At 63.9% G+C, this 14093-nt stretch carries 12 protein-coding genes; 3 read left to right on the plus strand and 9 right to left on the minus strand.

The genetic code is table 11. The annotated features are described in order from the left end of the window. Positions 1-12: 12 nt before the first annotated feature. Genes GGQ99_RS08810 through GGQ99_RS08820 form a run of 3 tightly spaced genes read right to left on the minus strand, consistent with a single transcriptional unit; the run spans position 13 to position 3567 of the window. Positions 13-834, minus strand: coding sequence for a patatin-like phospholipase family protein (locus tag GGQ99_RS08810; protein ID WP_183262088.1), 822 nt, complete (start codon positions 832-834; stop codon positions 13-15). Next, entirely contained in the window at positions 831-2189 is a 1359-nt protein-coding gene (locus tag GGQ99_RS08815; RefSeq protein ID WP_183262090.1) for a M16 family metallopeptidase, read from the minus strand. Before GGQ99_RS08815 ends, GGQ99_RS08810 begins: the two co-directional genes overlap by 4 nt. A gap of 4 nt (positions 2190-2193) precedes the next feature. Next, positions 2194-3567 carry a M16 family metallopeptidase gene (locus GGQ99_RS08820; protein ID WP_108608625.1) on the minus strand — a complete coding sequence of 458 codons (1374 nt, stop codon included), beginning with the start codon at positions 3565-3567 and terminating at the stop codon, positions 2194-2196. A gap of 267 nt (positions 3568-3834) precedes the next feature. On the opposite strand from GGQ99_RS08820, the gene GGQ99_RS08825 reads away from it, so the two are divergent. Next, positions 3835-4233 carry a cupin domain-containing protein gene (locus tag GGQ99_RS08825; RefSeq protein WP_183262092.1) on the plus strand — a complete coding sequence of 133 codons (399 nt, stop codon included), beginning with the start codon at positions 3835-3837 and terminating at the stop codon, positions 4231-4233. 13 nt (positions 4234-4246) lie between these two features. Here GGQ99_RS08825 and rsmD read toward each other — a convergent pair whose 3' ends face one another. Continuing rightward, positions 4247-4801: a 16S rRNA (guanine(966)-N(2))-methyltransferase RsmD gene (gene rsmD / locus GGQ99_RS08830; protein ID WP_183262094.1), complete on the minus strand. Its 555-nt coding sequence runs from the start codon at positions 4799-4801 to the stop codon at positions 4247-4249. After that, positions 4801-7011 (minus strand): pseudouridine synthase, encoded by a 2211-nt coding sequence (locus tag GGQ99_RS08835; RefSeq protein WP_183262096.1) that lies wholly within the window; start codon positions 7009-7011, stop codon positions 4801-4803. The genes rsmD and GGQ99_RS08835 overlap by 1 nt, the downstream gene beginning before the upstream one ends. A 76-nt stretch (positions 7012-7087) precedes the next feature. Between GGQ99_RS08835 and GGQ99_RS08840 the strand changes: the two genes are divergently transcribed. Further along, complete coding sequence (locus tag GGQ99_RS08840) at positions 7088-7540, plus strand: deaminase (protein WP_183262098.1); 453 nt, start codon at positions 7088-7090, stop codon at positions 7538-7540. Positions 7541-7565: 25 nt separating this feature from the next. Here GGQ99_RS08840 and GGQ99_RS08845 read toward each other — a convergent pair whose 3' ends face one another. From GGQ99_RS08845 to GGQ99_RS08855, 3 genes are all read right to left on the minus strand, one after another. Further along, positions 7566-8183 (minus strand): hypothetical protein, encoded by a 618-nt coding sequence (locus tag GGQ99_RS08845; RefSeq protein ID WP_183262100.1) that lies wholly within the window; start codon positions 8181-8183, stop codon positions 7566-7568. A 189-nt stretch (positions 8184-8372) separates the two neighbouring features. After that, positions 8373-11294: an isoleucine--tRNA ligase gene (gene ileS / locus GGQ99_RS08850; RefSeq protein WP_108608630.1), complete on the minus strand. Its 2922-nt coding sequence runs from the start codon at positions 11292-11294 to the stop codon at positions 8373-8375. 232 nt (positions 11295-11526) lie between these two features. Continuing rightward, a complete protein-coding gene (locus GGQ99_RS08855) occupies positions 11527-12330 on the minus strand; it encodes a MipA/OmpV family protein (RefSeq protein ID WP_183262103.1) in 804 nt (267 codons plus the stop codon). Between the two features lie 213 nt (positions 12331-12543). Between GGQ99_RS08855 and GGQ99_RS08860 the strand changes: the two genes are divergently transcribed. Beyond that, entirely contained in the window at positions 12544-13107 is a 564-nt protein-coding gene (locus tag GGQ99_RS08860; protein ID WP_183262105.1) for an HdeD family acid-resistance protein, read from the plus strand. Here the strand turns inward: GGQ99_RS08860 and GGQ99_RS08865 are convergent. After that, the gene (locus tag GGQ99_RS08865) at positions 13104-14087 is read right to left on the minus strand and encodes a bifunctional riboflavin kinase/FAD synthetase (protein WP_183262107.1); all 984 of its coding nucleotides are present in this window, start codon (positions 14085-14087) and stop codon (positions 13104-13106) included. The two genes, GGQ99_RS08860 and GGQ99_RS08865, sit on opposite strands and share 4 nt — an antisense overlap. Between the last annotated feature and the right edge of the window lie 6 nt (positions 14088-14093).

The following is a 14093-nucleotide window of genomic DNA, read 5'->3' on the forward strand; positions in this document are numbered from 1 at the left end:
CGCCGCAGCGAACTACTGCAGGATCTCGTCGACAGCGCGCTTGAGTTCGTCCTTGATCGCCACCGTCTCGGCCATGACCTGGTCGATCTTGAGGAAATCGAGCGCCCTGAAGCGCGACACGGGCGGTCGCAAGAAAATGTCGGGTGGGTTCTGGCTCAGCTTGTTGGCGATGATCGACTGCATCATCAGCTGGCTGGCACCGAACATCAGGTCGATCGAATTGGGCTGCTTGCGGCCGTTTTCAAACGGTGCGCCGACGACATCGATGGCGATGGTGAAATCGGCCACGCCATCGAGCAGATCGAACGGCACAGGGTTGTAGATGCCGCCGTCGATATAGAGCGTGTTGCCGCGCAATACCGGCTTGAAGACAGCCGGAATCGCCGCCGATGCGGCGAGCGCCGAGAACAGCTCGCCTTCCTCGAACACCGACAGGCAATGGCCGTAGTAGTCAGTCGCCGTCACCTTGAGCGGCAGCTTGAGTTCTTCGAACGTCGCCGGCACGCCCTCGGGCAGGAATGCCTTGAGAATGCGCTCGACATTGAACTGGGTCACCCTGATGCCGCTTTCGACCATTTCGGAAAGCGTGCCAGGCCGCGCCCGCCACATGCGGCTGGCGACTTCGGCAGGCCGGCCGAGCACGGCCCGAGAATGCTCGTGGATCTCGCGGCCGCTCAGGCCGGCAGCCATGCCTGCCCCCATGACGGCGCCGATGGACGAGCCGGCGATCGCCACCGGCTTGATGCCGAGTTCGTCGAGTGCCTCGATGACGTGGATATGGGCAAGCCCGCGTGCGCCGCCGCCGCCGAGCGCAAGGGCGAAGGTCGCGCTCATCCCTTGCTCGTTTCTGCAAATTTCGGGCCGAGGATCATCACTGCCGGCTCGACCGTCAGGAGCTTGCGCGCAGCAGCCTTCACCTGATCGAGCGTCACCGCATTGATCAGGTCGATCCGCCGCTGCATGTAGTCGATGCCGAGCTTGTCGGTCTGCAGGTCGACCAGCGTGCTGGCAATGGCGCCAGAGGAGTCGAGATTGTTGATCGCATAGGCGCCAAGCATGTACTTCTTGGCCGCCTCGAGTTCGGCCTCGGTGGGGCCTTCTTCCGCCATCTTGCCAATCACATCGCGAATGACGGCCAAGGTCTCCGCAGCCCTGTCGGAACGGGTTGCCGTGCCGATGATCAGCGACGAGGCGTGTTCCTGGTTGATCAGCGCGGAACTGACGCTATAGGCCAGCCCACGCTTCTCGCGCACTTCGTCGAACAGACGCGACGAGAAGGTGCCGCCGCCAAGGATGTGCTCCATCAGCGCGGCTGCAAGGAAGTCCGGCGCTTCGCGCGGCACGCCGGGGTAAATCAGTTGCAGCGAGGTCTGCGGCAACGGGTACTCGATATGCATCGTCTGGCGCAGCTTGGGCTCGACGCGCTCGACGGCGCGCAGCTCCGCCTTTTCCGGCAAGCCGCCGAAGACCTGGTCCAGCCGCTTCTTCAGCGTCTCGGCATCGATCGCGCCGACTACCGCGACATGAATGTTCTGGCGGGTGAAATTGGCCTTGTGGAAAGCGCGCAGGTCGTCGGCGGTGATTGTAGCGAGCGACTTTTCCGTGCCTTGGTCGGGCCGGGCATAGGGATGTTCGCCATAAACCGCCTCGGCCCATTTGCGCGCCGCCTGTGCTTCGGGATCGCGGGCGTTGGCGACGATGCCGGAAACGATCTGCGAGCGGATGCGGTCGATCGGGGCCTGGTCGAAACGCGGTTTCTCGACCGCCAGCTTGAGCAGTTCGAACGCCTCGTCCTGCCTGTCGGCCAACATGCGCATGCCGCCGCCGACCGCGTCGTTGCTTTCGTTGAAACCCATTTCGGCGCCGGCTTCGTCGAGCCTGATCTGGAAGGCATCGCTGTCGAGGTCGCCGGCGCCTTCGTCAAAGAGACCGGTCATCAGATTGGCAAGTCCCTCCTTGCCGACCGGATCCTGGGTGCTGCCGCCATCGAACAGGAACTTGATGGCGATGATCGGCACCGAATAATCCTCGACCAGCCAGGCGGTGATGCCTTTGTCCGACTTGACCTCCTGGATACGCACCTCGGCGCGCGCGGCAACCACCGCCGGCAGCACCAGAAACACCAGCGCCAGCATCAGCGTCAGCGCCGACATCGAAATCCTGAAACGCATTGCCGTAAGCGTGATCATCAAATCATTTCTCGACAGATTTCGCCGGCAGCAGATAGCCGGCAACCGAATGGTCGGGATTGAGGTATTTGGCGGCAACCGCCTTGATCTGGTCGGCGCTGACCGCCCGTATCCTGTCCGGCCACTGCCTGATGTCGTCGACGGTGCCGCCGGTGGCCAGCGTACTGCCATAGATATTGGCCATGCTCGCCTGGTTGTCGCGCGCAAAGATCATCGAGCGGACAAAACGGTCCTTGGCCTTTTCAAGCTCGTCCGATGTCACGCCATCCTTGATGATGCGGCGGATTTCGACGTCGACCGCGGATTCGACCTGCTGCAGTCCGGCCTCGCCACGCGGTGCGCCATAGACGGTGAAGCTGGTGTCGTCGACCATCGTCCCCTCGAAGAAGGCACCGGCGGACGAGGCAATGCCATCCTTGACGACCAGCGCCTGATAAAGCCGGCTGCGGTTGCCGCCGCCCAGTATCTCCGAAAGCAGGTCCAGCGCCTCGGCCTCGCCGGCTTCGGCGGTCTGGTAGGATGGCACCACCCAGGCCTTGGAGAAGCTGGGCACGCTCACCCGCTCGTCGGTAAGCTCGACCGTGCGCTTGGTGTTCTGCTCCGGCTCCGTCGGGCGGATACGCGGCGGAAGCTCGGGGCCACGCGCGACCTGGCCGTAGGTCTTCTCGGCAAGCGCCTTGACGTTTTCAGGCTCGACATCGCCGGCGACGATCAGGATCGCGTTGTTGGGCGCGTAATACCTGTCGTAGAAGGCGGTCGCATCGAGCCGGTTCAGCTTCTCGATCTCGTGCATCCAGCCGATGACCGGCGTGCGGTAGGGCTGGTTCTGGAACAGCGTCGCGTCGACTTCCTCGTTGAGCAGAGCGCCGGGATTGTTTTCGATGCGCGAGCGGCGTTCCTCGAGGATGACGTCTCGCTCGGGGCCGATCACCGCGTCGGTCAGGACCAGGTTGCGCATCCGGTCGGCCTCGAAGCCCATCATGGTTTCGAGCGCGCCGGGGGTCACCGTCTGGTGGTAGGCCGTGTAATCGTAGGTGGTGAAGGCGTTCTCGCTGCCGCCGATCTCGGCGACCTTTTGGCCAAACTCGCCAGCCTTGTGGTTGGTCGTGCCCTTGAACATCAGATGTTCGAAGAAGTGAGCGATGCCGGACTTTCCCGGCATCTCGTCCGCGCTGCCGACCTTGTACCAGACCATGTGGGTGACGATCGGCGCGCGATGATCGGGGATGACCACCACCTGCATGCCGTTGTCGAGCGTGAAGCTGGTGACGTCCCAGTCGCCGCGCGGCGCTTCGGCCAGAACCGGTCCTGCCCACGCCAGGCCCAAGGCGAGCGCGGCCGGCAGCGAGCCCTTCGACCGCAAGAATCCCAAAATCATCAACTGCCTCTGAATGTGAACGTGCTGCCTTATAGGCGTTGGCACAAAGCGGCGGGAAGTGAATTGTTCGTAATGAAGCCCGAACAAGGCCACACTCGGGCGGCAAGCGCGCCAATTTTGCGAAGTGGATCTGGCGGCCGACAACATTTTCGCCAGATCAGGACTGCCAAGTCATTGGAACAGTTGGTATTATAGCGACAGGGAACGGCGAACGCTGGTCCTCTTCGCAAGTCTCGTGAATGGAGAGCAAAAACAGGAGGAACGGCGATGACTGTAGTTGCGCATGCGGACCAACTGCGCGAAGAGTGGCGGGCGGGGGTCATCAGCCGGATGCAGATCTCGGCCCTCAACGGCGCAACTCAGCTTTGCATTTTCGAACAATGGCTGCAGCCAGAAGCCGGACCTCCCACGCATTGGCACCCTGTCGAGGAGGTGCTCACCGTACTCTCAGGCGAAGCCGAGATGTGGATCGACGAAAAACACGTTGTCCTCGCCGGCGGACAGTCGCTCATTGTTGCAGCCCGTCAAAAACACGGTTTCCGAAACGTCGGCTCTGGAACACTCCACGTGCATGCGGTGCTTGCAGCGCCAATCTTCGAGGCGACCTTTGACGGCTCCGCCGAGCCGGTGCGGCGCTGGATCCCGCGGCAGCCAGGCCCGAATTAAGCGATTGGATCGATCAGGCAGCTTCGATGAAGCGGATCACGGTCTCGCCATAGGAGCGTTCGTCGACGACGGAAAAGCCGGGGCCTGGCTCGAATGGAGCCGATGCCACTTCTTCAACCACGCACAGCGCGCCCGGCGCGAGCCAACCGCCGGCTTGGGCGGAACGTAACGCGCCTTCGCCCAGTCCCTTGCCATAGGGCGGGTCGGCAAAGACCAGGCCAAACGGTCCCAGCGTGCCGGCATCGCCGAGACCGGTCGCGTCGCGACGGAAGATCTTCGTCCGTCCGGTCAGTCCGAAGCTTTCGACATTGGTGCGGATGAGCCCGCGGCCCTCCGCGGACTCCTCGATGAACACGCAATAGGAAGCACCGCGCGACAGCGCCTCGATGCCGAGCGCGCCGGTGCCGGCAAAAAGATCGAGCACGCGCGCGCCATCGAGCCTGCCGCCAAAGCGATGGGCGAGCATGTTGAACACCGCCTCGCGGGTGCGATCGGTGGTCGGGCGGATGGCGTTGTCACGCGGCGTGGCCAACGGCCTTCCGCGCAATTCGCCACCGACAACCCGCATCAGCCGCGATCCTTGCGCGGACCGCCCGGCCGGCCGCCACGCGGACCATCGCCCTTGGGCTTGTCGAAGCGGGGCTTGTCCGGGCGAGGCTTATCAAAGCGCGGCTTGTCGCGCGGCGGCCTCGCGGCTGCTTCGGCCTTGGCCTTTTCGCTCTGCGGACGCGCGCCCGGTGCCATCCAGACATTGGCCTTGCGCGCACCAGGGGTTTCGAACGGCTTCTTCTCGCGCTCGTCGCCCTTCCTGCCGCCAGACCGGGGCTTATCACCGAACTTCGGCTTGTCGCCAAACTTGGGCCGATCACCGAATTTCGGCTTGTCGCCAAACTTTGGCTTGTCACCAAAACTCGGTTTGTCGCCGAAGGTGGGGCGCTCGGTCGACAGGCGTCCCAGTACGTCTTCGCGGTGACGTTCATTGGAACGCTTGCGGTTCTTGATCAGGCCGCCCTCGCCGATACGGCCGCGTTCGCCGTCGCGCTGGAACTTCGGACGTGCCGGTTCTTCCTCGCGCGGCTCGCGGGCGCGCACCGTGGGCTTGTTGGAGAAGGGGTTGACGATGTCGGCATCGAAATTCGCACCGGCTTCCTCGATCAGCCGCTCGCCCAGCTGGTCGCGCAGCATCTTGCCCTTGATCTCCTGGACGTGCCCCTCGGGCAGTTCGCCAAGCTGGAACGGGCCGTAGGAGATGCGGATCAGCCGGTTCACTTCCAGGCCGAGCGCGCCGAGGATGTTTTTGACCTCGCGGTTCTTGCCTTCGCGAAGGCCGATGGTGATCCAGGCATTGGTGCCCTGCTCGCGGTCGAGGGTCGCCTCAATCGAGCCGTAGAACACGCCCTCGACGGCGATGCCATCCTTGAGGCCGTCGAGCGTCTTCTGCTCGACCTTGCCATGGACGCGCACGCGGTAGCGCCGCAGCCAGCCGGTCGCCGGCAGCTCGAGCACGCGCGACAGCCCGCCGTCATTGGTCAGCAGAAGCAGCCCTTCGGTGTTGATGTCGAGACGGCCGATGGTCATCAGCCGCGGCAATTCGGCCGGCAGAACGTCGAAGACGGTCTTGCGGCCTTCGGGATCGCGGTTGGTCGTCACCAAGCCGGCCGGCTTGTGGAACAGGAACAGTCGGGTGCGCTCGATCGGCGGAATCTCGGTGCCGTCGAGGAAGATGACGTCGTTCGGCATGACGTTGAACGCCGGCGACGACAGCACCTGGCCGTTGACCCTGACGCGGCCAGCAGCGATCAATTCCTCGGCGTCGCGACGCGAGGCGATGCCAGCGCGTGCAAGGCGCTTGGCGATGCGCTCGCCCGGCTCGACTGCCTCCTCGGGACCGCGTGGACGCGGCTTGAAGCCGTCGTCCTTAGGACGATGGTCGCCTTGCGGCCTTGGACGGAACGTCCTCGCCTCGCCGCCTTCGCGCTTCTCATAAGGCCTGCCGCCCTCGGGGCGCGGGCCTGAGCGGAACGGGCGGTCGCCACTTGCAGGACGCGCCTCGCCGTCGCGTGGACGGAATTCGCGGTGCGGACGCTCGCCGCCTTCAGCAGGACGCGCACGATACGGCTTGTCACCACCAAAGGAGCGGCCGCCCTCGCGCTTCTCGTAGGGCTTGCCCTCGGGGCGCGGGCCCTTGTGGAATGAGCGCTCGCCGCCGGCAGGACGCGCCTCGCCGTCGCGCGGACGGAATTCGCGGTGCGGACGATCGCCGCCTTCAGCAGGACGCGCACGATACGGCTTGTCACCACCAAAGGAGCGGCCGCCCTCGCGCTTTTCGTAGGGCTTGCCCTCGGGGCGCGGGCCCTTGTGGAAAGGACGTTCGCCGCTTGTCGGCCGCGCCTCGCCGTCGCGCGGACGGAATTCGCGCTTGGGACGTTCGCCGCCCTCTGCGCCCTCGGCGGGACGCGCACGATAAGGCTTGTCGCCGCCAAAGGAGCGGCCGCCTTCGCGCTTCTCGTAAGGCTTGCCCTCAGGGCGCGGGCCTTTGCGGAATGGCGTTGCCGAACGTTCGGGACGCGCAGCACCGTCGCGCGGAGCGAAGTCGCGCTTTGGACGCTCGCCGCCCTCGGCACCTTCAGCACGCTTCACAAAAGGTTTCTTGGCAAACGGCTTGGCGCCGCCTTCGGTGCGTGGCTTGCCGAATTTCTTCGCGCCGCCATCGCGGCCACCTGCGCCACCCGGCTTGGAGCCGCCCTTGCGCGGGAATTTCTTACGATCGTCGTCCATGGTGGCCTTTGCCCTTTTCGGCGGCTAGATAACAGGAAGCTCGGGGGTTAGCGAGGGGTAACAGGATGGTTGAGGCGTGAAACGGCCCGATTACATGGCATTGGCGTTCGCGGAAGCAGAAGCTGCCGCCAAACGCGGCGAGGTGCCGATCGGCGCAGTCATCGTCCGTGGCAGTGAAATCGTCGGCCGCGCAGGCAACCGCACGCGCGAACTGAACGACGCCACGGCCCATGCCGAGGTGCTGGCGATCCGCGAGGCGTCGGAGAAGTTCGGCTCCGAGCGGCTCACCGGCCACGACCTCTATGTCACGCTGGAACCCTGCACCATGTGCGCGGCCGCCATATCGTTTGCGCGGCTGAGGCGGCTCTACTTCGGCGCGGTCGACGACAAAGGCGGCGCTGTGGTCAGCGGCGTGCGCTTTTTCGCCGCGCCGACCTGCCACCACGCTCCTGACGTCTATCCGGGGATAGGCGAAACGCGGTCCGCCGAAATACTGAAAGGCTTCTTCAAGGACCGACGCGACCTATAGGTGGCCGCGACGCGTCAGCGATCGATCAGAACGGCCACCAGCTGCTGCCCTTCTTGGCAAGCTTCTTCTTGCGGCGTTCCTTCTTGATCTCGTCTTCGCCGAGTTCATCCTGCGCAGCACTTGCTGCGGCCTCGCGATACACCAGCGGCGGCTCGCTCAGATACTTGCGCGTGCTGGCACTGCCCTGCTTGTTCTCGCGCAGGCGGCGTTCGATCTCTACCTTGCGCTGCGCGGGCGTCCACTTGCTCATATCCGGGCCGTTCAGCGACGTCATGTCGTTGACGACCTGAGGCTCAAAGTTCGGATTGTCGCGATTCTTGGTCGCATCGTCGCGGATGCGGGCACGACGTGCCTCCGGCGATTCGGGCCAATCGGCGCTGGCCGTGCTGACGATGTTGTCCTGCGGCGCCGGAAGTGCTGCCTGCGCCCCGGTCTTGGGCTTCACCAGTTCAGGGCGCGGCTTGTAATCGATGCTGTTGGTCTTGGGCTTCATCGAGAACATGTTGGTGACGTCGCCAGCAAGCTGCTCGGTCGCTGTCTTGTCGGTGCCATAGGTGGGCGCGCTCATGCAGCCCGTCAGCGCCAGGCCGGAAACGGCGAGCGACGCAAGCAAAGCTCCACGCGCGCTGATGCGGTCCGTCATGCCAGTAATTTTCACTCGAACGCCTCTCGCTAGATGCCGGCCTTGAGCCGGGTCCCGATCCGTTTGCTCATCCGACGGAAATCCGGCGACAATTTGTCTGCCGAAGTTTCGCGCTTTTACCTTAATGGGCCGTCAAGGGCAACGACCGGCGGGAGATGTCCAACCGGTCGTTGCATTTCGGCAACCAGCCTAGAGCCGGCCCAGGGCCTGCAGTTCGTGCAGCGCAGCTGCGTCGCGGGCCGATACATCGGCAAATGCAGCGTCCGAGCCGACATCTCCGGTGTAGCGCCACGAACGTGCGCACTTGACCAGCCCGCGGCCATCCGCCTTCTCCACGACCACCGCCACGCCGGGAACCTCGCGCAAGGCGAAGGCATCAGCCGGAACGTCGCCGTGCGAGATGACGAGATCGCTGGTGATGCTGATCTCGGCCAGATCGATACCGGTCAGTGCCTCTTCGAGCACCGCATCGGTCATGTAGACGACCGGCACGGCCTCCAGGGACGAGCCGATGGTCTTCTTGGCACGCTCAAGCTCCAAAGCACCGGTCACCACGCTGCGAACCTGGCGGATCTTGCGCCATTTCTCGGCCAGCGCCTCGTCGCGCCAGGCAGCCGGCACGTCGGGGAACTGGTCGAGGTGCACCGACTCGGACTGCGGGTTGCGCTCGAGCCACGCCTCTTCGGTGGTGAAGGGAAGCATCGGCGCCAGCCACTTGACCAGGCAGTTGAACAGTTCGCGCACGACATGGACGGCGGCCTTGCGACGCACGCTCGATGGCGCGTCGCAATAAAGCACGTCCTTGCGGATGTCGAAGTAGAAGGCCGACAGCTCGACGACCATGAAGTCGATCAGCGCACGCGTGATGCGCTTGAACTCGAAGTCGTCATAGCCCTTGCGCACCAGTGCATCGAGTTCGGCAAGCCGGTGCAGCATCAGCCGCTCCAGTTCCGGCATTTCGGCAAGTGCGATCTCCTCGCCTTCGTCATGGGCGAGCGTGCCGAGCATCCAGCGGATGGTGTTGCGCAGCTTGCGGTAGGCGTCGATGTTGGTCTGCAGCACGTTCTTGCCGAGGCGCTGGTCTTCCCAATAGTCGGTCGTCATCACCCACAGGCGCAGAATATCGGCGCCCGACTGCTTCATGACATCCTGCGGCACGACCGTGTTGCCGAGCGACTTCGACATCTTGCGGCCTTCCTCGTCCATGGTGAAACCATGGGTGACGACCGCCTTGTAGGGCGCACGGCCGCGGGTGCCGCAGCTTTCGAGCAGCGACGAATGGAACCAGCCGCGATGCTGGTCGGAACCCTCGAGGTAGACGTCGGCCGGCCACTTCATGTCCGGACGGTCTTCCAGCGTAAACACATGCGTCGAGCCCGAATCGAACCAGACGTCGAGGATGTCCATCACCTGCTTCCACGGCTCATTGGCGCGCGAACCCAGGAAACGCTCGCGCGCTCCTTCGGCAAACCAGGCGTCGGCACCTTCCTTTTCGAAGGCCTCGACGATGCGGGCATTGACCGCCTCGTCCTTCAGCACCTTGCCGTCGGCGTCGGCGAAGATGGCGATCGGCACGCCCCAGGCGCGCTGGCGCGACAGCACCCAGTCGGGGCGATCCTCGATCATCGCGCGCAGGCGGGTCTGGCCGGCGGCGGGCACGAAGCGCGTGTCGTCGATGGCCTGAAGCGCGCGGCTGCGCAGCGTCGTGCCGTCGCCGAGCTGCTTGTCCATGTAGACAAACCACTGGGGCGTGTTGCGGAAGATGATGGGCTTCTTCGAACGCCAGCTATGCGGATAGCTGTGCTTGAGACGACCCCGCGCGAACAGTGCCTTGCGCTTGATCAGCTCTTCGATCACCGCCTTGTTGGCGTCGCCCTTCTTGCCGTGATCGTCGATGACGCGGACTGCACCACCCTCACGATCGGGCCCGAAGCCCGGGGCGTCCTTGGTCAGGAAGCCGGCATCGTCGACGGTGAAAGGGATCGCCGGGTCGATGCCGCGCTTCTCCAGCTCGGCAACCGCGTCCATCCACGCGTCGAAATCCTCGCGGCCGTGGCCGGGTGCGGTGTGCACGAAGCCGGTGCCGGCGTCGTCGGTAACGTGGTCGCCCGACAGCATCGGCACGGGGAATTCGTAGCCGCCGCCAAGACCTTCGAGCGGATGAGAAAGCACAAGCTTTCCAAACTCTTCACCAGAAACGCTGCGAAGCAGATTCAACGTCACCTTGGCCTTGGCCGCAGCTTCTTCGGCCAGCGCTTCGGCAAAGATGAGCTTCTCGCCCGGCTGGGGGCCGAAATCGTTCTCGGCAGCTGTGACCTCGTACAGGCCATAACCGATGCGCGGCGAGTAGTTCACCGCACGATTGCCGGGGATAGTCCAGGGCGTGGTCGTCCAGATGACGACGTGGGCGCCGGCCAAGGCATCCGAGCCGGAAGCCACCGGGAATTTCACCCAGATCGTGTCGCTCTCGTAGTCCTGGTATTCGACCTCGGCCTCGGCGAGCGCGGTACGCTCGACCACCGACCACATCACTGGCTTGGAGCCGCGATAGAGCTGGCCCGACATGGCGAACTTCAGGAGTTCACCGGCGATGCGCGCCTCGGCGTGGAAATTCATGGTCGTGTATGGATTGTCGAAATCGCCGATGACGCCGAGCCGCTGGAATTCCTCGCCCTGGACCTTGATCCAGCCTGCGGCGAACTCACGGCATTCCTTGCGGAACTCGTTGATCTCGACTTCGTCCTTATTCTTGCCGGCGGCGCGGTACTTCTCCTCGATCTTCCACTCGATCGGCAGGCCATGGCAGTCCCAGCCCGGCACGTAATTCGAGTCGTAGCCGCGCATCTGGAACGAGCGGGTGATGACGTCCTTGAGGATCTTGTTCAGCGCATGGCCGATGTGGATGTTGCCGTTGGCATAGGGCGGGCCGTCGTGGAGCACATACTTCTCGCGCCCGGCAGCGCTTTCGCGCAGGCGCTTGTAGAGGCCCATCTTCTGCCAGCGAGCGACCGTCACCGGCTCCTTCTCAGGCAGGCCGGCGCGCATCGGAAACTCCGTCTGCGGCAGGTAGAGGGTCTTGGAATAGTCGATCTTTTCGGACGTATCGGTCATCTGTCTTGCCATCTTGCCCGGCAAAGCTGCCACGGGCGTTCAACTGTCGTGATCTGGAAAAGGCGCCCTACGGCGCGCACGCAAAGTCGTCCCGGACTTGCGGACGCGTCAAAGCGTCCGGAAGGCCGGGCCCATAATTCGTATCGAAGTCGCGAAGATAGGCGCGAGAAATCTCATGGCCGCGCTTTTAGCGGAGGCGCGACGCGGAATAAAGCGTCTAATTCGCCCGAATTCAAAGGTTGAAGTCGAAGCGGTAGCTGGTCGAGACGCCAACCGTCAGCTGATCGCGCGAACCACGCTCCTTGACGATGGTCGAATCTGCCGCCGGCCCCATCAGTCGCGAATACTCGGTGAACAGGCTGGCGGTTATGTTGTCGGTCGCCTTCCAGGTGATCGCGCCGCCGACGCCCGCCGACTTCATGCCGCTGCCCGGATCATACTGGCTGATGCCTGATGCCACCGCTTCTTGCGCGCTGACCCCGTAGTAGGTGTCGAAATAGTCGTCAGTGGCAAAAGAAACGCGCGGCCCGCCGGAAACACGGATCGTCGGCGTCACATCGTGGAAGGCATCGACAGCAACGTCGGCGACAATGCCGCTATGAGCGCGGATGCCGTGGCGCACTTCGGCCCGGGCACGCACCCAGTCGGTCGGATAGAACTCGAAGAAGCCGCCGACTTCGCCGCCCCAGCGAACATCGTGGAGCCCCTGGAGCTCGTCCTCGGCATCGCGGCCGAAGATGATCTTGCCGTTGAGACCGGCACGCACGCCGCCGCCGTCGATCAAGGCCAGGGAAATATTGTCATTGCGCGAGGAAAAGCGCGTCTCGCTGCCAGCCTTGCCGAGCGAGATGATCGGCTGGGCGGAGAACATGTATTTCTTGGAGCCTTCGAAGCTGGGCGCGACCATGCCAGTGGCGCCGAGCGTCAGGTACCAGTCGCCGGAAAGGAAGCCGAAAGCGCCCTCGCCGGCCATCGCCGGTCCATTGACCAAGGCAAGAACGGAAACCGCTGCCGAAATACGACCGATAGACCTCATCACAACCCCGCGTACGCTACGAAACCAATCGCCAGGAACAATCGGTGTGACGCCAACAACGTAAAATTTGAATTAAGTTCGTTCGTTCGCACTGACGTTTATTTCCCTCCCAGGTTGCCCGCCACTGGACCGACTCGGTTGCCAAGACTAGCCTCCGAAACCGGCACGACGCCACCGTTGTTGAAAATTGTTCAATTCAAGGAGACGGGATCGATGGCAACTTCCGATCAAATGCCCCAGGGCAACCTCGCCGAAATGCGCTCGAAATGGGGCTGGTTCGTCGCGCTTGGCGTGCTCGTGCTGGCGCTCGGCATCATTGCGGCCGGCAACCTTCTGGTCGCCACCGTAGTGTCGGTATTCTTCGTCGGATCGCTGATGATCGTGGCGGGCGTGATCGAGATCATCCACGCGTTCGGCGTGAAGAGCTGGGGCAGCTTCTTCTGGTGGCTGCTTGGCGGCGTCCTCTATGTCGTCGCCGGCTGGCTCGCCTTCGTCAACCCGGTGCTGACCTCGGCCATCCTGACACTGCTGCTTGCCGCCAGCCTCGTCGCCTCGGGACTGATGCGAATCTGGATGGGCATCAAGGGCAAGTCGGCTCTGGCCAGTTGGGGCTGGATCGTCGCAGCCGGTGTCGTCACCGTGCTGGCAGGCCTTGTCATCGCCGCAGGCTGGCCGGTCAACAGCCTCATCATCCTCGGCATCTTCCTGGCCGTCGACCTGATGTTCCAGGGAATCACCTACATCGCCTTCGGCCTGGGGCTGAGGAAAGGCGCCTAGAAGGCGATCGCCCGATCAAGCTCCGAGAGAGGGCGCACGCCGGAGAGCAGCGCCCTCGCCTCGGCTTCGTCGCGCTTCATCTGGACAACCAGTGCGTCGAGGCCTTCGAATTTCACCTCGCCCCTGAGGTAGCCGAAGAACGACACCGAGGCGATCTCACCATAGAGATCGCCGGTGAAGTCGAAGACAAAGGTTTCCAGCAGCGGCGCGCCATGGTCATCGACAGTCGGGCGGCGGCCGAAGCTGGCAACGCCGTCATGTAGCGTGCCATCGGCACAGCGGAAGCGAACGGCATAGATGCCTTCCTTGAGCCCGGCCTCGGACGACAGCCGCATGTTGGCTGTCGGAAATCCCAGCGTGCGGCCCAATTTCGCGCCGCCCACGACCTCGGCCTCGACCGTGTAGCGATAGCCGAGCAAGCCGGCCGCCTCCGCCGCCTCGCCTTCGGCCAGCAGTTCGCGGATACGGCTTGACGATATGATCTCGGTGCCCTCGTCGCGAAAGGCGTCGACCAGCGTCACCCCAAAACCGTGGCGTTCGCCCGCTGCCATCAGGAAGGCCGGGCCGCCCTGGCGGTTCTTGCCGAAGTGGAAATCGAAGCCGGTCACCGCGTGGCTGATACCAAGCTGCTGCTCCAGTATGGCGATGACGAAGTCCTCGGCGGAGAGGCCGGAAAATTCGCGCGTGAAAGGCCGCTCGATGACCCCGGCGAAGCCAAGCGCCTCGATCAGCCGCGCCTTGACATGCGGCGGCGTCAGCACGAACAGCGGCACATCAGGCCGGAAGACCTTTCGCGGGTGCGGTTCGAAAGTCAGCACCAGTGCCGGCACGCCGCGCTGGCGCGCCTCTTCCAGCGCGCGTTCCAGCACCGCCTGGTGGCCGCGATGGATGCCGTCGAAATTGCCTATGGCAACGACGCCGCCGCGCAGCCAATCCGGCACTGCTTCCTCACCTGACACGCGAAGAAAGGCCTGTTCCATCGTTTC

Origin of the sequence: Aminobacter niigataensis (assembly GCF_014200015.1) — a bacterium.
Taxonomy (GTDB): domain Bacteria; phylum Pseudomonadota; class Alphaproteobacteria; order Rhizobiales; family Rhizobiaceae; genus Aminobacter; species Aminobacter niigataensis.

Coding starts and splice junctions, on each gene's coding strand:
- GGQ99_RS08810 (WP_183262088.1), bottom strand. CDS start 834: ATGAGCGCGACCTTCGCCCTTGCGCTCGGCGGCGGCGGCGCACGCGGG.
- GGQ99_RS08815 (WP_183262090.1), bottom strand. CDS start 2,189: ATGATCACGCTTACGGCAATGCGTTTCAGGATTTCGATGTCGGCGCTG.
- GGQ99_RS08820 (WP_108608625.1), bottom strand. CDS start 3,567: ATGATTTTGGGATTCTTGCGGTCGAAGGGCTCGCTGCCGGCCGCGCTC.
- GGQ99_RS08825 (WP_183262092.1), top strand. CDS start 3,835: ATGACTGTAGTTGCGCATGCGGACCAACTGCGCGAAGAGTGGCGGGCG.
- rsmD (WP_183262094.1), bottom strand. CDS start 4,801: ATGCGGGTTGTCGGTGGCGAATTGCGCGGAAGGCCGTTGGCCACGCCG.
- GGQ99_RS08835 (WP_183262096.1), bottom strand. CDS start 7,011: ATGGACGACGATCGTAAGAAATTCCCGCGCAAGGGCGGCTCCAAGCCG.
- GGQ99_RS08845 (WP_183262100.1), bottom strand. CDS start 8,183: ATGACGGACCGCATCAGCGCGCGTGGAGCTTTGCTTGCGTCGCTCGCC.
- ileS (WP_108608630.1), bottom strand. CDS start 11,294: ATGACCGATACGTCCGAAAAGATCGACTATTCCAAGACCCTCTACCTG.
- GGQ99_RS08855 (WP_183262103.1), bottom strand. CDS start 12,330: ATGAGGTCTATCGGTCGTATTTCGGCAGCGGTTTCCGTTCTTGCCTTG.
- GGQ99_RS08860 (WP_183262105.1), top strand. CDS start 12,544: ATGGCAACTTCCGATCAAATGCCCCAGGGCAACCTCGCCGAAATGCGC.
- GGQ99_RS08865 (WP_183262107.1), bottom strand. CDS start 14,087: ATGGAACAGGCCTTTCTTCGCGTGTCAGGTGAGGAAGCAGTGCCGGAT.